This is a genomic window from Sinorhizobium sp. BG8, from assembly GCF_016864555.1.
In the GTDB taxonomy this organism is placed as follows: Bacteria; Pseudomonadota; Alphaproteobacteria; order Rhizobiales; family Rhizobiaceae; genus BG8.
The window spans coordinates 2,029,895-2,048,209 of sequence record NZ_CP044011.1; the positions used below are offsets into that span (position 1 = coordinate 2,029,895).

Annotated in this window: 11 protein-coding genes and 3 pseudogenes; all 14 read left to right on the plus strand. The window is 64.2% G+C overall.

The window, feature by feature from the left end:
• The first annotated feature begins 27 nt into the window (after positions 1-27).
• The 14 genes and pseudogenes from F3Y30_RS09540 (at position 28) to F3Y30_RS09605 (ending at position 18,307) form a co-directional block, all read left to right on the plus strand.
• Positions 28-3,885 (plus strand): glycoside hydrolase TIM-barrel-like domain-containing protein, encoded by a 3,858-nt coding sequence (locus tag F3Y30_RS09540; RefSeq protein WP_203426199.1) that lies wholly within the window; start codon positions 28-30, stop codon positions 3,883-3,885.
• Between the two features lie 17 nt (positions 3,886-3,902).
• Positions 3,903-4,109, plus strand: coding sequence for a hypothetical protein (locus F3Y30_RS09545; RefSeq protein WP_203426200.1), 207 nt, complete (start codon positions 3,903-3,905; stop codon positions 4,107-4,109).
• Between the two features lie 102 nt (positions 4,110-4,211).
• Positions 4,212-4,463 carry a hypothetical protein gene (locus F3Y30_RS09550; protein ID WP_203426201.1) on the plus strand — a complete coding sequence of 84 codons (252 nt, stop codon included), beginning with the start codon at positions 4,212-4,214 and terminating at the stop codon, positions 4,461-4,463.
• 63 nt (positions 4,464-4,526) lie between these two features.
• Positions 4,527-5,198: a response regulator transcription factor gene (locus tag F3Y30_RS09555; protein WP_203426202.1), complete on the plus strand. Its 672-nt coding sequence runs from the start codon at positions 4,527-4,529 to the stop codon at positions 5,196-5,198.
• A 79-nt stretch (positions 5,199-5,277) separates the two neighbouring features.
• Positions 5,278-6,705, plus strand: coding sequence for a HAMP domain-containing sensor histidine kinase (locus F3Y30_RS09560; protein ID WP_203426203.1), 1,428 nt, complete (start codon positions 5,278-5,280; stop codon positions 6,703-6,705).
• Between the two features lie 105 nt (positions 6,706-6,810).
• Positions 6,811-7,254: a hypothetical protein gene (locus tag F3Y30_RS09565; RefSeq protein ID WP_203426204.1), complete on the plus strand. Its 444-nt coding sequence runs from the start codon at positions 6,811-6,813 to the stop codon at positions 7,252-7,254.
• 94 nt (positions 7,255-7,348) lie between these two features.
• Positions 7,349-8,476: a c-type cytochrome biogenesis protein CcmI gene (gene ccmI / locus F3Y30_RS09570; RefSeq protein WP_203426205.1), complete on the plus strand. Its 1,128-nt coding sequence runs from the start codon at positions 7,349-7,351 to the stop codon at positions 8,474-8,476.
• Complete coding sequence (gene ccmE / locus F3Y30_RS09575; protein WP_203426206.1) at positions 8,473-8,925, plus strand: cytochrome c maturation protein CcmE; 453 nt, start codon at positions 8,473-8,475, stop codon at positions 8,923-8,925. The genes ccmI and ccmE overlap by 4 nt, the downstream gene beginning before the upstream one ends.
• Positions 8,922-10,910 (plus strand): heme lyase CcmF/NrfE family subunit, encoded by a 1,989-nt coding sequence (locus F3Y30_RS09580; protein WP_203426207.1) that lies wholly within the window; start codon positions 8,922-8,924, stop codon positions 10,908-10,910. The genes ccmE and F3Y30_RS09580 overlap by 4 nt, the downstream gene beginning before the upstream one ends.
• A pseudogene (locus F3Y30_RS09585) lies at positions 10,907-11,382 on the plus strand (cytochrome c-type biogenesis protein). Before F3Y30_RS09580 ends, F3Y30_RS09585 begins: the two are co-directional and overlap by 4 nt.
• A 136-nt stretch (positions 11,383-11,518) precedes the next feature.
• Entirely contained in the window at positions 11,519-13,093 is a 1,575-nt protein-coding gene (locus tag F3Y30_RS09590) for a Do family serine endopeptidase (protein WP_203426208.1), read from the plus strand.
• A gap of 115 nt (positions 13,094-13,208) precedes the next feature.
• The gene (locus F3Y30_RS09595) at positions 13,209-13,892 is read left to right on the plus strand and encodes a response regulator transcription factor (protein WP_203426209.1); all 684 of its coding nucleotides are present in this window, start codon (positions 13,209-13,211) and stop codon (positions 13,890-13,892) included.
• 4 nt (positions 13,893-13,896) lie between these two features.
• Positions 13,897-15,305: pseudogene (locus tag F3Y30_RS09600) on the plus strand (ATP-binding protein).
• A gap of 57 nt (positions 15,306-15,362) precedes the next feature.
• A pseudogene (locus F3Y30_RS09605) lies at positions 15,363-18,307 on the plus strand (bifunctional [glutamine synthetase] adenylyltransferase/[glutamine synthetase]-adenylyl-L-tyrosine phosphorylase).
• Positions 18,308-18,315: the final 8 nt, after the last annotated feature.

An 18,315-nucleotide genomic window follows, 5' to 3' on the forward strand; every position in this document is an offset into this window, starting at 1 on the left:
ATCGCCCCCAGCCGAGGTTCCGAACGAATGGCCACCATTCTCTTTCAAGCTGCCGGTGCTGCCCTCGGCAGCGTCTTCGGGCCGTTCGGCGCGATCATCGGGCGCGCGGCGGGTGCGCTCGCCGGATCGGTCGTGGATCGTTCGATCATCAACGGCATGACGACCATAACCGGCGCGAGGCTCTCCGACGCGCGCATACCCGGTGCCGAGGAGGGGACAGTCATCAATCGGGTCTACGGAACGGTCAGGATCGGCGGAACGCTGATCTGGGCGACGCGCTTCGAGGAGGAAGTGACCAGCGAACGCTCGGGCGGCAAGGCGACCGGACCGCGTGTCGAAACCTACAGCTATTTCGGAAATTTCGCGGTCGGCATCTGCGAGGGACCGATCGCGGGTGTGCGGCGCATCTGGGCGGACGGCCGCGAACTCGACCTCACGACGATCGAGATGCGTCTTCACAAGGGCCGCGAGGGACAGGCGCCGGATCCGCTGATCGAGGCCAAGCAGGGCGAGGGGAAAGCGCCTGCCTATCGCGGCCTCGCCTATGCCGTGTTCGAGCACCTGCCGCTTGACGGATTCGGCAACCGGATACCGGTGCTGCAATTCGAGGTGATCCGGCCGGTGGGTAAGCTCGAAAAGCGCATCCGGGCCGTCACGATCATCCCCGGGTCGAGCGAGCACGGCTACGATCCGCGGCTTGTGACCGAGCGGACCGGTTCGGGTGCGGGACGCAACATCAACCGCAATACGATGATCGCGGAGACGGACTGGACGGTGTCCATCGACGAGCTGCAGAGCCTCTGCCCGAACCTCGAGCGGGTGGCGCTGGTGACGGCCTGGTTCGGAACGGACCTCAGGGCAAGGCGCTGCCGCATCGTTCCCGGCGTCGAGGTGGCAAGCCGAAACGACGAGAGCAGGCCCTGGAGCGTCAGCGGGATCTTGCGAGCAGACGCGCATCTCGTCAGCCGCAGCGGCGGTGGCCCGGCCTATGGCGGGACGCCCAGCGATGCGAGCGTCGTGGCCGCGATCAGCGATCTCAAGGCACGGGGGCTGAAGGTCTACCTGTACCCCTTCGTGCTGATGGATATTCCGGAGGACAACGGTCTCGCCGATCCCTATGGCGGCGGCGAGCAGGCAGCCTATCCATGGCGCGGCAGAATCACCTGCCATCCCGCAATCGGCGAGAGCGGCAGCGCAGACCGGTCGGCGGAGGCGCGAGAACAGGTCGAAGAATTCTGCGGAGCTGCCCGGGAGGCGGATTTCGAGGTTTCCGGCGAGACCGTCACCGGTCCGGTAACGGATGAAGGGTTCCGGCGCATGGTGCTTCACTACGCGTTGCTGGCCAAGGCGGCAGGCGGCGTGGACGGCTTCATCGTCGGCTCCGAGATGCGCGGCCTGACGCGGGTTCGCGACGGCGACGGAAAATTCCCCTTCGTGGACGCCTTGCGGGACCTCGCGTCGGATGTGCGCGACATCGTCGGTGCCGGAACCAGGCTCACTTATGGGGCCGACTGGAGCGAGTATTTCGGCTACCAGCCCGCGGACGGAAGCGGGGAGGTTCACTACAACCTCGACCCGCTCTGGGCCTCGCCTGCAATCGACGCCGTGGGAATCGACAACTACATGCCGCTCTCCGACTGGCGCGACGGCGATACGCTTTCCGGCAACCCAGACGGCTTCTCACTTTCCGAGGATGCCGGCGCCATGCGCGCGATGATCGCCCGGGGAGAGGGTTTCGACTGGTACTATCAGAGCGCGGCCGACCGGCGCGCCCGCGAGCGTGCTCCCATCACCGACGGCCTCTTCGGCGAACCCTGGATCTACCGATACAAGGACATCGAAAGCTGGTGGTCCAACCACCATCACGGGCGGAGCGACGGCACCCGGGCAACCTCCCCATCGGACTGGGTGCCGCGCTCGAAGCCGATCTGGTTCACCGAGCTCGGTTGCCCGGCCGTCGACAAGGGCGCAAACCAGCCCAATGTCTTCACCGATCCCAAGAGTTCGGAGGATGCGCTTCCCTATTTCTCTACCGGTCTCAGAGCGGATGCGCTGCAGCGCCGGTTCCTCGATGCGCATCTCGGCTGGTGGACGCGCGGCGAGGCCGATCCCGAAATGGTCGACGCCGACCATATCTTCCTGTGGACCTGGGATGCGCGGCCCTATCCGGCGTTCCCAGAAAACACAGACCTCTGGTCGGACGGGGGCAACTGGCAGCGGGGACATTGGCTGAACGGCAGGCTGGGTGCAGGAACGGTGGCCGACGTGATCGCTGCCATTCTCGAGGATCACGGGTTTGACGACTACGACGTCTCGGGTGTCGGAGGCGACCTCTCCGGTTTCGTGCAGGCGGAGCAGACATCGGCGCGCAGCCTTCTCGAAAGCCTGATGGCCGCGTTCCAGATCGACGCGATCGAGGAGGGCGGGACGCTGAGGTTCCGCTCGCGCCTGAGGGCGGCGGCACCCGGGACTGAAATCGCCGTGCTCGCCGAGCGACCGGACGAGACATCGTTCGAGGAGACGCGCGCGCATGCGAGCGAACTCGCCGGAGAAGTCATTCTCGACCATTTCGCGGACCAGGGCTCCTACTCGCGCGTTGTCGCACGCTCGCGGCGCATGGTCGTCGACAACGACCGGGTGATGCGGCTTTCGCTGCCCGGCGTGCTCCACGAGGGGGCGGCCGCGCAGGCGGTGGAGGCGGCGTTGCGTGACCATCGGATGGCCCAGCGCCAGATCTCCTTCCGCCTACCTCCGAACATGCTCGCCCCTGTGCCGGGGGATGTGGTGACCCTTGTGGACGGGCCGTCGGGCTCGTTTCTCGTGACGCGGACGACCGATGCGGAAGTCCGCGAGGTGGAGGCAAGGGCGTTTGCGGGTGCCGAGGGCGCAGGCGGCGAGCCGGACGACGACGAAGCCCCGCGGTCGACAGGCGCGGTGCTCTCCGCATCCCAGGCCTTCATGCCGGACCTCCACTTTCTCGACCTGCCCGGCTACGAGGCGGGCCAGCCCGAGGATTTCGCGCGGGTTTCCGCCCAGACGCGACCGTGGAAACCCATTCTCGTCTCGTCTTCACCGGTCTTCGAAGGCTACCGGTCGCGCGTGCGCGTCGATCGGCCGGCGCGGTCGGGCCGGCTTGTCGCTTCGCTCGGCCCCGGTGTCGTCGGCCGATTCGATCATGCCAATGTCCTGGTGACAGACATCGACTACGGCGGACTTTGCTCTGCGGACCGGCTGTCCGTTCTCGATGGCGCCAACCGGATCGCGGTCGCCTCGACGGACGGACGGTGGGAAATCATCGGGTTCCTCGACGCCGAGGAAATTTCCGGGGGGCGCTGGCGCCTGTCCGGCCTGCTGCGCGGGCTTGCAGGATCGGAGGACGCGATGGCCGCAGGCCATACCGCGCAGTCGGCGGTGGTCGTGCTCGACGAGGCCGTCAGGCCGTTGGGGATCGCTGCCGACGAGGCCGGGCGCAGCCTCAACTGGATTGCCGAGCGGATCGGCGGGGGTGGCGGGATGGCCGGGCCGATCGCATTTGCAGGCGGCGTGAGGGCGCTGACGCCGCTCGCCCCGGTGCATCTGCGTGCGCGGCGCGATGTCTCGGGCCAGATCCGCTTTAGCTGGACGCGGAGAGGACGGGTCAATGCCGACAGCTGGCTTTCGACGGACATTCCTCTGGATGAGCCGCAGGAGGCCTACCGGCTGGACATCCTCGCGGGGAACGACCCCGTGCGCACCGTAGACTTGCTGGATGCGAGCTACGTCTATCCCGTCGATACGGAGATTGCGGATTTCGGAACTGTCCGGACGGAAATCTCCTTTCGCGTGCGCCAGAAGGGCCAGTCGGTGCCCCTTGGCATTCCCGCCGAGCAAACCATCACTCTCTAGAAACGGGGAAATGAGCCATGGAAGATACGAAGGCATGGTACCGGTCGCGGACGGTCTGGGGTGCGCTGGTCGCGATCGTGGCCTCCTGCGCGAACATTGCGGGCATGGAAATCAGCGGGGCGGAGCAGGCCGAGCTCGTCGAAACGATCGCCGCGCTTGCAGCCGCTGCGGGCGGACTTGTTGCAATTATAGGGCGAGTTCGCGCCCGCAGGACATTGCGCTAGTAAGCCCACCCGTGATTGTGGAATGGGGCCGCATTCATTTGCCATTCAGCGTGGATCGGTTAATCCTTTGGGCCAAGTCGATCTGCGTTCGAAAGTTTACCTATGGCTTCGCCACTTACTATAGCCGCATTCGCCGCTAGCATGGTCCTGTCCGGTGCTTCGGTGCCGGAACAGGCACCGGACCTCGTCACGGTCGCTGGCGATTGCAGTGCGGCCGCGCGTCAGGTGCTGGCGGAAACCGGTGGCGAACTGCTTTCTGCCCAGCCGAAGAACGGCGTGTGCGTCGTGACAGTCCTCGTGCCCGGAAAGGGAAACGCCCGTCCCCGCAAGGTTACGGTTCGGGTGCCAATGTAGTTTGAACCTGCGTGGCCGGACGCTGTCCGGCGCGGGGCGAAGAGGTAAGGGGACAGGCTGAGCATGCGCATTCTGGTGGTCGAGGACGACGTCAATCTCAACCGGCAGCTGACCGACACGCTGAAGGAGGCCGGCTACGTTGTCGACCAGGCCTTCGACGGCGAGGAGGGGCATTATCTGGGAGACAGCGAGCCGTATGATGTGATCATCCTCGATATCGGCCTGCCGGAAATGGACGGGATCACCGTGCTCGAGAAGTGGCGCGCGCAGGGCAAACGCATGCCGGTCCTGCTTCTCACGGCTCGCGACCGCTGGAGCGACAAGGTTGCCGGCATCGATGCCGGTGCGGACGACTATGTCGCCAAGCCCTTCCATGTCGAGGAAGTGCTTGCCCGAATCCGTGCGCTGATCCGCCGCGCTGCCGGTCATGCGAGCTCCGAGATCGTCTGCGGTCCGGTCAAGCTCGACACGAAGGCCTCCAAGGCAACCGTCGACGGGGTCCACCTCAAGCTGACCTCGCACGAGTATCGTCTCCTGTCGTATCTGATGCATCACATGGGGCAGGTCGTCTCGCGCACCGAACTGGTCGAACACATGTACGACCAGGACTTCGATCGGGATTCGAACACGATCGAGGTTTTCGTCGGGAGGCTGCGCAAGAAGATCGGGCTCGATCTCATCGAGACCGTGCGCGGCCTTGGCTATCGCATGCAGCCGCCGGCCGGCAGCCAATAGGAACCAAGCGGATGGAGCTCAGCAGCCGGAACCCATTCCGCCTGAAACTGAAGCGTTCGACACAGGGAAGTGACCGCACTTGGTGACGCCGAGTTCGCAGAAGACGAAGGCCCGTTCACTCACCTTCCGGGTGCTTCTGATCGCGACCCTATGGGCCGTGGTCGCGCTCGTCGTGATCGCGATCGTGATCTCGACGCTCTATCGGCAGAGCGTGGAAGAAAGCTTCCAAAACCTTTTGCGCGCCCAGCTCTACAACGTCATCAATTCGATTTCCGCCGACGAGGAAGCAACGCTGTCGGGCAGCCCCCAGCTGGGCGACCTGCGTTTCTCCCAGCCGAGAACCGGCTGGTACTGGATCGTCGAGCCGATCGGCGACAACTTCAAGTCGCCGTCTCTTTCATCGACTTCGCTCGGAAACGGCAGCATTCCAATTCCGGACACCGACAAGATACCCTTCAACACGCGCTACGAGCGCTACTACACGACCCGCGATTCCTTCAACAACGACGTCGAGGTTGCCGAGACGGAAGTCGTGCTCGACGCGGAGGGGCGCACCGCGCGCTTCAGGGTCGTCGGCGCGCGCAACGTGCTCGAGGACGACATCAACGATTTTTCGCGCAGCCTGTTCATCGCGCTGATGGGTTTCGGCATCGGCAACATCATCCTCAACGGCGTCGCGATCCTCATCGGCCTCAAACCGCTCGACCACGCGCGCAAGGCGCTCGAAAAGATCCGCGCCGGCGAGAGCGAGCGCCTGGCGGGGGATTTTCCCCGCGAGATCCAGCCTCTTGCGGTCGAGGTCAACGCCCTGATCGACAGCAACCGGCGCATTATCGAGCGCGCGCGCATGCAGGTCGGGAACCTCGCCCACTCGCTGAAGACGCCGATCGCCGTGCTCCTGAACGAGGCACGCGTCCTGGAACCCCAGCATGGCGAACTCGTGCGCTCGCAGGCGGAAGCCATGCAGGGACAGGTTCAGTCCTACCTCAATCGGGCACGGATCGCGGCCCAGCGCGAATCCCTGCTGGCGCGCACGGAAGTGTTTCCCGCGCTCGAGCGGCTGGCGCGCGTGATGCGGCGGCTCAATCCCGACAGGAATTTCCCGCTTTCCGTCGACCCGCCGAACCTGACGCTCGCGATGGAGCAGCAGGACCTCGAGGAAACTGTCGGCAATCTTCTGGAAAATGCGGCGCGCTATGCGCACAACTCGATCGCGATACGTGCACGCCTTGCGCCTCCGGAGACGGGCGACGACAGCGCCTCGCGCCTGACCTGGGCGATCATCGAAGTCGAAGACGACGGTCCCGGGCTGGAGCCGGAGGAGATCAGAGAGGCGATGAAACGGGGAAAAAGGCTGGACGAAAGTCGCCCTGGAACGGGCCTCGGGCTTTCGATCGTCAGCGAGATCACCTCGGAGTATCAGGGTAAGTTCAACCTCTCGCGGGGCCAGTCCGGAGGGCTGCTTGCAAAACTCGTACTGCCGGTGGTGACAAAGGATGTTGCCTGAGCGAACGGACAGTGCAAAAAGGGAGTGAACTGTGGCGCGGATATTCGCACTGTTCCGACTCGGCAGCGATTGCCGGCAGAGCATGAAGAGAGACGGTCTGGCTGGATGAAGACGCATATCCGAGTTGCCCTTATCCCCTCTATTCTGGCTGCATCCGTGCTTTCGGGTTGTGCCTCGACGTCCGGCGCGAAGGCGACCGGAGGCGGTCTACTGACATCCAGGAGCAGTACCCCGGCAAATTCCGGGGTCTATATTTCCTCCCTGCAGGGCGGATTGATCGATCGCAGCAAGGTGGCCTCTATCTCCAGCGCGGACCGGCAACGGGCACTCGAGGCGGAGTACCGTGCGCTGGAGGCGGCGCCGGGCGGGCAGCCGGTGGTCTGGCAGGGGCAGGGCGTTTCAGGTTCGGTGGTTGCGGCCGCGCCCTATCAGGTCGGTTCGCAGAACTGCCGCCAGTACAGCCATACGGTGACAGTCCAGGGACGCGAGACCGTCACGCGCGGTGCGGCCTGCCGCAACGCCGAGGGTGTCTGGGCACCCCTGACCTGACAGCTGCGTCCAGATTGCGGCGAAACGCCTCAAATCTGCGTCATCGATCGATTTGGAATTGGAATTCGGGGGGCGTTCCAGTAAGTCGACAGCTATGCTTTTCTGGATACTCGTTGCATTTCTGACGGCCGCGGTCGCGGCCATGCTGCTCTTGCCGCTGCTGCGCGCCCCGGTGGCCGAAGCGGCAGCGGATAGTCATGACGTCGAGGTCTATCGCGACCAGCTCGATGAAGTGAAGCGCGATGAGGCCGCCGGGCTCATCGGCGCAGGCGAGGCGGATCTCGCGCGAGCCGAGATTGCGCGACGTCTGATCGCCGCCAAGAAGGCCGAGGAAAAGACCGGTACTGCCGCCTCCGTCGGGCGCAACCGTCTTGCCCAGCTTCTCATCATCGTTCTCATGCCCGCCATCGGGCTCTGTCTTTACTTGACGACGGGGAGCCCGGACCTTCCGGCGCAACCGCTCGCAGCACGCCTCGCAAACCCGGGCAACGACATCAACATCCTGATCGCCAAGGCGGAAAGGCATCTGGCACGGAACCCCGATGACGGGGCCGGCTGGGATATCCTGGCGCCGATCTACTTCCGCAACGGCCGTATCGAGGATTCCGCAAACGCCTACCGTCAGGCGATACGGCTTGCCGGTCCGACGCCCGAGCGCCTCGACGGCTACGCCGAGACGCTGATGGCGCTCTCCGATGGTGTGGTGACGAAGGACGCACGCGAGACGCTCGAGCAATCGCTGGCGCTTGCGCCGGGCAACCCGCGGGCAAAGTTCTACCTCGCGCTGGCCCTGGAGCAGGACGGCAAGGACTCGGAAGCAAAGACCGCATTCGAGGCGCTTGCGGCCGAGTCCCCGAAGGATGCGGCCTGGCTTCCGCTCGTCAACAGGCACATCGCGGCGATTTCCGCCAAGTCACCGGCCGCTCTCGGCAATCCGACGGCCGATGACGTCGCCTCTGCGGCCCACATGGACGCTGGCGGCCGGCAGCAGATGATCGAGGGGATGGTGGCGAGCCTCGAGGCCAAGCTCAAGGAGGACCCCGATAACATCGAGGGTTGGCTCCGGATCGTTCGGTCCTACGTTGTGCTGGATCAACGTGCGAAGGCTGAAGACGCCTTAAAGACGGCTCTGATGACGTTTCCGCGAGACAGCGACGGCGGCAGACAGCTGATGGCAATGGCACAGGAACTTTCGATTCCGGTCGAGGAAAGCACGAAATGACACGCAAGCAGAAGCGTCTGGTGATCATCGGCGGCGGGGTCGGGTTCCTTGTCGCCGCAGTTCTGCTGGTGATGTTCGCCTTCAGCCAGTCGATCGCCTATTTCTATGTGCCGGGCGATCTCGCCAAGGCCAGTGTGCCCCCCGGCACGCGCATTCGCCTCGGCGGGTTGGTCGAGGCCGGATCCGTCAAGCGCGGGCAGGGCTCGACAGTGGCCTTCACCGTAACGGATACGATCGGCGAGGTGCCGGTCACCTATACGGGCATCCTGCCGGACCTCTTTCGCGAGGGGCAGGGCGTGGTCGCCGAAGGAGCCTTCGAAGACGGCAACGGGATCTTTGTCGCTGACACGGTCCTTGCCAAGCATGACGAAACCTACATGCCCAAGGACGTGGCGGATCGGCTGAAGGCCCAGGGCGTGACGCTCGGCGGCAAGGAAAACATTCAATGATCATCGAGCTCGGACACTACGCGCTGGTCCTGGCGCTTGCGACGGCGATCATCCAGTCGATCCTTCCGCTGGTCGGCGCCCTGCGCAACGATCGCTCGTTGATGGCGATCGCGCCGACCTCGGCGATCGCCGGCTTCCTGCTGACCGCCTTCTCCTTCGCGGTTCTGACCTTTGCCTACGTGGTTTCCGACTTCTCCGTGGCGAACGTTTGGGAAAACTCCCATTCGCTGAAGCCGCTGATCTACAAGTTCTCCGGTGTCTGGGGCAATCACGAGGGATCGATGTTGCTGTGGGTGCTGATCCTCACCTTCTTCAGCGCCCTTGTGGCAACGTTTGGCGCCAATCTTCCCGACCGTCTGCGCGCGAACGTTCTTTCCGTCCAGGGGCTCATCTCCGCGGCCTTCTTCCTCTTCATCCTGCTGACGTCCAATCCCTTCCTCAGGCTCGCTCCAGCGCCGGCGGAAGGCAAGGACCTCAATCCGATCCTTCAGGATGTCGGCCTCGCCATCCATCCGCCGCTCCTTTACCTCGGCTATGTCGGCTTCTCCGTCTGCTTCTCCTTCGCGGTGGCGGCGCTGATCGACGGACGCATCGATGCCGCCTGGGCGCGCTGGGTTCGTCCCTGGGCACTTGCTGCCTGGAGCTTCCTGACCGCCGGCATCGCCATGGGCTCCTACTGGGCCTATTACGAGCTCGGATGGGGCGGCTGGTGGTTCTGGGATCCGGTTGAGAACGCCTCGTTCATCCCCTGGCTTGCGGGCACGGCCCTGCTGCATTCGGCGCTCGTCATGGAGAAGCGCGAAGCCCTGAAGATCTGGACGGTGCTACTGGCGATCCTGACTTTTTCGATGTCGCTTCTCGGGACGTTCCTCGTTCGCTCGGGCGTGCTTACCTCGGTCCACGCATTCGCGACGGATCCGACGCGCGGTGTGTTCATCCTTGGCATCCTCGTGGTCTTCATCGGCGGAGCATTGTCTCTCTTCGCCTTCCGTGCGGCGACGTTGAAGGCAGGCGGGCTGTTTGCGCCGATCTCGCGGGAGGGCGCGCTCGTCCTCAACAACCTGATCCTGACCACGGCTGCCGCGACCGTGCTGACGGGAACCCTCTATCCGCTCGTTCTCGAAGCCCTGACCGGAGACAAGATCTCGGTCGGCGCCCCCTTCTTCAACATAACTTTCGGCCTGCTGATGCTGCCGCTGCTGTTGGCCGTGCCGTTCGGTCCGCTGCTTGCGTGGAAGCGCGGCGACCTTGCCGGGGTTGCCCAGCGCCTGTTTGCAGCAGTCGGAATCGGGCTCGTACTCGGCGGCGTGGTGCAATACATGCACGGAGGCGGGCCGCTGCTCGCCTACTTCGGTCTCGCGCTGGCGTTCTACATGATGGCGGGAGCGATCACCGACATCATGCTTCGCGCCGGGATCGGCAAGGTCTCGCCCCACGTGATGATCCGCCGCCTTGCCGGCCTTCCAGGATCTGCCTTCGGCACGGCGCTTGCCCATTTCGGCCTCGGCGTCACTGTGCTCGGGATCGTTGCCGTCACCGCCTTTCAGACCGAGTCTGTCGTCGAAATGAAACCGGGCATGCGCACCGATCTCGGCGGTTACACGCTGACCTTCGACGGGATGCGTCAGGGAACGGGCCCGAACTATACCGAAGAGTCCGGCCATTTCACCGTATCGCGCGCGGGAGTGAACGTGACCGAGATCTGGTCATCCAAGCGCCTCTACCCGGCGCGGCGCATGCCGACGACCGAGGCGGGGATCAGGACCTTCGGCTTGAGCCAGCTCTACGTGTCACTGGGCGATCCGATGGATGACGGGGGAATCGTCGTGCGCATCTGGTGGAAGCCCGCGATCCTCTGTATCTGGCTCGGCGCGCTGATCATGATGGCCGGAGGCGCCACCTCGCTCTGCGACCGCCGCTTGCGCGTCGGTGCCCCTCAGAAAGCGCGCCGGCAGCGTGCGCCCCAGCTGGAGGCAGCCGAATGATTCGCACGCTGGCCCTCGTCGCGCTTATTGCCCTGGCAGGTTCCCCGGCACTTGCGGTCAATCCCGACGAGGTCCTCGACGACCCGGCACTTGAGGCGCGGGCGCGAAATCTTTCCGCGCAGCTCAGATGCATGGTCTGCCAGAACCAGTCGATCGACGATTCCAATGCCGAACTCGCACGGGACTTGAGGGTGCTGGTGCGCGAGCGGCTGAAGGACGGGGATTCGGACGAGGCGGTCATCGACTACGTGGTTTCGCGCTACGGCGAGTTCGTGCTGTTGAAGCCGCGCCTGGAGATGAAGACCCTCCTGTTGTGGGGGCACCTCTGGCGCTCTTGCTTGCAGGCGTCATCGCGATGGCCGTTGCGGCGCGCAGGCGGACCGGCGTGGTGCCCGGCTCGCCGCTGACGGAAGACGAGAAGGCCGAGTTGGACCGCGTGCTTTCCGCTCCGCGGCACGACCAGTCCAACTGACTCTCTCACCTGCGGAACGCCCCTCAGCAACATTACGAAAAATTCATCTGCAGGACAGTGGATCGTAATGTGACAACGACTATCTCTTCGTCATCGGTTGCAGTTGAGGCACCAGAGAAGAGAAAAGGTCCTACACATGTCCACGAAAACATCATTCCGCCCCTCGCTCACGACTGTCCTGAAGGCCTCCACGGTCGCCGGTCTGGCTGCGATGATGCTCGCCAGCGGAATCCCGGCGAAGGTCACGAATTCCTACGCCGAGGCGGTGAAGATCGATGCACCGCAGGTCGCGAGCTTTGCCAACGTCGTTGACGCCGTTTCCCCGGCTGTCGTTTCCGTTCGCGTTCAGTCCAACGTCAACCCGGTCAGCGATGACGGGGACAATTCCTTCAGCTTCAATTTCGGCGGTCGCGGTTTTGACGACCTCCCGGATGATCACCCGCTCAAGCGCTTCTTCAAGGAGTTCGGCGGCCAGGACGGCCAGTTCCATGGCGACCGCAAGCAGCAGGAGCGTCGCTTCGGTGAGAACAAGGGCCGCAAGGGCCACCTCCGTCCGACCTCGCAGGGCTCCGGCTTCTTCATCTCCGAGGACGGCTATATCGTCACGAACAACCACGTCGTAAGCGACGGTCAGGCCTTCACGGTCATCATGAACGACGGCACCGAGCTCGACGCCAAGCTGATCGGCAAGGACAGCCGGACAGACCTCGCCGTCCTCAAGGTGGACGAGAAGGACAAGCGCAAGTTCACCTTCGTCAACTTCGCTGACGACAGCAAGGTTCGCGTCGGTGACTGGGTCGTCGCTGTCGGCAACCCCTTCGGCCTCGGCGGCACCGTGACGGCCGGCATCATCTCGGCCCGTGGCCGCGACATCGGCTCCGGCCCCTATGACGACTACCTGCAGGTTGACGCTGCCGTGAACCGCGGCAACTCGGGTGGTCCGACCTTCAACCTCAACGGCGAAGTCGTCGGCATCAACACCGCCATCTTCTCGCCGTCGGGCGGCAACGTTGGTATTGCCTTCGCGATCCCGGCCTCGGTTGCCAAGGATGTCGTAACCGACCTGATGCGCGACGGTAAGGTCCAGCGCGGATGGCTCGGCGTCCAGATCCAGCCGGTTACGAAGGATATCGCGGAATCGCTCGGCCTCGCCGAAGCGAGCGGCGCGCTCGTCGTCGAGCCGCAGGCCGGATCGCCGGGCGAGAAGGCCGGCATCAAGCAGGGCGACGTGATCACCGCGCTCGAGGGCGACACCATCAAGGATCCGCGTGATCTTGCTCGCCGTGTCGCGGCGATCGAGCCCGGCAAGAGTGTCGACATCTCGCTGTGGCGCGATGGCAAGCCGCAGACCGTAAAGGTCGAGATCGCCAAGCTCGCCCAGGACCAGCAGGCTTCCAACGACACGGAAGAGGCTGCCCCGGCCGAACCGTCCGCTGAGCAGGCGCTTGCCGACCTCGGCATCACCGTGACCCCCTCCGAAGATGGCAAGGGCGTAACGGTTGCCTCTGTTGACAGCGACTCGGATGCCAGCGACCGCGGCCTGAAGGAAGGTGACAAGATCACTTCGGTGAACAACCAGGAGATCAAGTCCGCCGAGGACATCACCAAGGTCATCGACGCCGCGCGCAAGGATGGCCGGTCCAAGGCTCTCTTCCAGGTCGAGACCAATGACGGCAGCCGCTTCATGGCGCTCCCGATCAACCAGGGCTGATCGACTGAACCATTGATCGGACGCCGCGGAATCGAAAGGTTTCGCGGCGTTCGCGCATCAGGTGCCCAAGGGCGATCTGTTCACCGCCACGCAATCGTGTTGTAAGGTCGAGACGATGAAGATTCTGATTGTAGAAGACGACCTGGAGGCGGCCGCCTACCTGACGAAGGCCTTTCGCGAGGCGGGTATCGTGCCCGACCACGCGAGTGACGGTGAAAGCGGGCTCTTTCTCGCGATGGAAAACAGCTACGACGTGCTTGTCGTGGACCGGATGCTGCCGCGCCGCGACGGACTGTCCGTGATCTCCGAATTGCGTCGCCGGGGCATTCATACGCCGGCGCTGATCCTCTCGGCTCTTGGCCAGGTGGACGACCGCGTGACCGGCCTTCGCGCCGGCGGTGACGACTACCTTCCTAAACCCTATGCCTTCAGCGAGCTTCTGGCGCGTGTCGAGGTGCTGGGACGGCGGAAGGGAGCACCCGACCAGGACGTCGTCTACCGCGTCGGCGATCTCGAACTCGACAGGCTTTCCCACACGGTGCGCCGCAAGGGCAGGGAGATCCTTCTCCAGCCCCGCGAGTTCCGCCTGCTGGAATATCTCATGAAGAATGCCGGCCAGGTGGTAACCCGTACGATGCTTCTGGAGAACGTCTGGGACTATCACTTCGACCCCCAGACCAACGTGATCGATGTGCACGTCTCGCGCCTTCGCTCCAAGATCGAAAAGGATTTCGACCAGCCGCTCCTGCGCACCGTCAGGGGTGCCGGATACATGATCAAAGACGAGATTCCGGGCTGAACAGATGGGAAGGCTGCGGGCGCTCTACCGGACGACGGCCGTGCGCCTTTCGGCGCTTTATCTCCTGCTATTCGCGGCTTGCGCCGCGTTCCTCGTGTTCTACGTGACCTCGATGTCGGAGGGGTTGCTCGAACAGCAGACCCTGGACGCGGTGGCCGCCGAGACTGCGGAGATCGAGCAGGTCTTCGATCTTAACGGCATGAACGGTCTCCTGAAGCTTCTCGAGCGCCGCGCTCGCCAACCCGGCGCCAACCTCTACATCATCGCAAGCCCGACTGGCGAAATACTGGCCGGAAACGTGCTCTCGATCCAGCCGGGCGTGCTTGACAGCGAGGGGTGGACGACAAACGCCTTCAGCTATCGCCGCTTCGACGACGAGGGCACCAAGGAACATCACTCGGCGCGGGCGCAGGTCTTCGTGCTTTCCAACGGCCTGCGCATTCTCGTCGGCCGCGACCTCAGCCAGCCCGAGACTTTCCGAGGGCTCGTGCGGCAGGCGCTGGTCGTCGCCCTCGGCATCATGGGCATCGGCGCCTTGGCGATATGGTATCTGATCGGACGCAACGCGTTGCGGCGGATGGATCGGATGTCGCATGCGAGCCAGAGGATCATGGCGGGTGATCTCTCCCAGAGACTGCCGACAAGCGGATCGGGCGACGAATTCGACCGGCTTTCGGAGTCCCTGAACACCATGCTCGGCCGGATCGCGAAGCTGGACGAGGGGCTCAAGCAGGTCTCCGACAATATTGCCCACGATCTCAAGACGCCGTTGACGCGCTTGCGCAACAAGGCGGAGGCGGCACTGGCCGGCAAGGGCAAGGCCACCGATTTCCGCAATGCCCTCGAAGAGATCATCGGCGAGTCCGACCAGCTGATCCGCACGTTCAACGCGCTTTTGATGATTTCCCGTGTTGAGGCGGGCCAGTCGGCGGCAGAGATGTCGACCATCGATCTCAGTACCATCGCCGCCGAGAGCGTCGAGCTTTACGAGCCCGTGGCCGAGGATGCGGGTCTGATGTTGACGGGACGATCACGCCTGACATCGCGATCCATGGAAATCGCGAGCTCGTCGGGCAGGCGCTCAGCAACCTAATCGACAACGCGATCAAGTATGCCGAGGGCAGCGAAAATCCGGCAATCACCGTAACACTGGCAAAGGAGCCGGCACATGTGGTGCTGGCCGTCGCGGACCATGGCGCCGGCGTGCCGGATGGGAAACACAAGGAGATCGTGGGGCGTTTCGTGCGGCTCGACGAGAGCCGGTCGAAACCCGGGACGGGGCTCGGGCTCTCGCTCGTCGAGGCGGTTATGGAGACGCATGGCGGCGTGCTGGAGCTTCGTGCAACCGATTCCGAGAGCAAAAACGGTCGTGGGTTGACCGCACGAATGGTTTTCCCTCTGCCCCACGACTGATACACCTTCGCCTTGGGTGTCTCCGCTGGAGGCGAAGATGCCCGGGGAGGAAATTGCATGAGCCTGACAGAGACCACACGTCTTAGCGACCTCGAGGTCTGCCCGATCCGGCCGATGAGCCAGACCGACGGAAAGTCGGTCGTGGCTGATCTCAAGGACTGGGGGCGCGAGCACGCCGCGCTGGCAGCGCTTGCCGGCTCCGACGGACCGCTCAAGGATTTCGTCGTGGCGGCATTGTCGCTTTCACCCTATCTGCGGGACACGGCGAGAATGGATCCGTCGCTGCTGGCGCGGGCGATCAGCGAGCCGGTGGTGCCGCAACTGCACGCCGCGATTGCCAATGCCCGCATCTGCTGGAAAGGTGGCGACGAGAGCGAGGCCGGCGTCATGGCTCGTCTCAGGATCGCAAAGCGGGAGGTCGCGTTCCTGACGGCACTCTCGGATCTCTCGCGCCTTTTCGACGGCCGGCAGACCACGAGGTTCCTGAGCGATCTTGCGGAGGCGGCCGTTTCGGCTGCGATCGACCATCTCCTGCTTTCAGCGCATCGCAGCGGGAAGCTTGCGCTCGTCGATCCCGATCGGCCGAGCGAGGCTTCGGGGCTCATCGTGCTCGGCATGGGCAAGCTCGGCGCCGGCGAACTCAACTACTCCTCCGACATCGACCTGGTCGTGTTCTTCGATCCGCAAGCCGGAATCGTCGCCGATCGCGAAGAGGCGACCGACACCTTCGCGCGGCTGATGCGCCGCCTGATCCGCATCCTGCAGGAGCGGACCGCGGACGGCTACGTCTTCCGGACGGATCTTCGCCTGCGCCCGGATCCGGGGTCCACGCCCCTCGCCATCTCCGTCGATGCGGCAATGCTCTACTACGAGAGCAGGGGGCAGAACTGGGAGCGCGCCGCCTTCATCAAGGCGAACGCAATTGCCGGCGACCTGAAGGCCGGCACGAACTTCCTGCGGGAGCTGACGCCGTTCGTTTTTCGCAAGTATCTCGACTATGCGGCGATCGCCGACATTCATTCGATCAAGCGCCAGATACATGTGCACAAGGGGCATGGCGAGATCGCGGTGAAGGGGCACAACGTCAAGCTCGGGCGCGGGGGGATCCGCGAGATCGAATTCTTCGTGCAGACGCAGCAGCTGATCGCCGGCGGCAGGGTGCCGGCACTGCGCATGCGTTCGACCGAGGCGATGCTCGATGCGCTTGCCGACGCGAACTGGATAGACCGGGCGACGGCGGACGAACTGGTCTCCGCCTACTGGTTCCTGCGCGACGTCGAGCACCGGATCCAGATGGTGCGCGACGAGCAGACGCATCTCCTGCCCGAAACGGAAGCAGAGCTGAAACGCATTGCCTACATGGCCGGGTTCCCGGACGCCGCAAGTTTCTCGGCCGCCGTCACCGCGGTCTTCAAGACCGTGGAGCGGCGCTACGCGGCGCTCTTCGAGCAGGAAGCGCGGCTCTCCAGCGAAACGGGAAATCTGGTCTTCACGGGCCAGAACGATGATCCCGATACGCTCGAGACCTTGCGCAGGCTCGGCTTCGAACGGCCGTCCGACATATCGCGCACGATCCGCACCTGGCACTACGGTCGCTATCGGGCCACGCAATCGGTGGAGGCGCGTGAACGCCTGACCGAGCTGACACCGGAGCTGCTCCGGGTCTTCGGCGAGAACAAGCGTGCCGACGAGGCGCTGCTGCGGTTCGACCAATTCCTTTCGGGATTGCCGGCGGGCATCCAGCTCTTTTCGCTGCTCGGCAACAATCCGGCGCTTCTCTCGCTCATCGTCAACATCATGTCGTCGGCACCACGGCTTGCCGACATCATCGCGGCCAGGCCCCACGTCTTCGACGGAATGCTCGACCCCAGCCTGCTCGCGGAACTGCCCACGCGCTCCTATTTCCGCGAGCGTATCAGCGGTTTTCTGGCAGGTGCCCGTCACTACGAGGAAATCCTCGACCGGCTTCGCATCATCGCCTCGGAGCAGCGCTTCCTAATCGGGATCCGGCTGCTCACTGACGCGATCAACGGCGCGCAGGCCGCACGGGCCTTTACCCATGTCGCGGACCTGGTGATCCAGGCTGCACTCGACGCCGTTCTCGTGGAAGTCGAGGCGGCCCACGGAACGTTCCCCGGGGTAGGGTGGCCGTGGTCGGAATGGGCAAGCTCGGCAGCTTCGAGCTCACCGCCGGCTCGGACATCGATCTGATCCTTCTTTACGATTATGACGACGAAGCCTTCGAATCGACCGGGACGAAGCCGCTCGATTCCACGCGGTACTTCACCCGCATCACCCAGCGCCTGATTTCGGCGCTTTCCGCGCCGACCAGCGAGGGCGTTCTCTACGAAGTCGACATGCGACTTCGGCCATCCGGCAACAAGGGGCCCGTCGCAACCAGGATCAAGAGCTTCGCGAAATACCAGGAGACCGAGGCCTGGACGTGGGAACACATGGCCCTGACGCGGGCCCGCGTGATCTGCGGCGAGGAAACGCTGGTAGCCGAGGCCGAGGACATCTTCGCCAGGATACTCGGACGGACGCGGGACCCTGCCGCGATCGCGGCGGACGTGGCCGAGATGCGCGCGCTCATCGAAAAGGAAAAGCCGGCGAAGGACATATGGGATCTCAAGCTGATCCCTGGAGGGCTGATCGACATCGAGTTCATCGCCCAGTATCTGGCTCTGATCGCGCCCGCCCGCGGCATCGCTCTGCCCGAACGCGCCCTACCGACGTCAGAGGCACTTGCGCACTTCGGTGCTGCCCTGATGAACCCGAACGACCTCGATGCCGCCAGGCAGGCGCTGTCGCTCTATACGGAGATATCCCAGATCGTCCGGTTGTGCATCGACGGCGATTTCGACCCGAAGGAGGCCCCGTCCGGCCTGATCGACCTTGTATGCCGCGCCGGCGATTGCCCCGATCTCAGGACGCTCGAGTCCGAGATCCGGCGATTGTCGAAATCCGTGCGCCGGATTTTCCACGATGCCGTGAAGGCGTGACGCCTGTC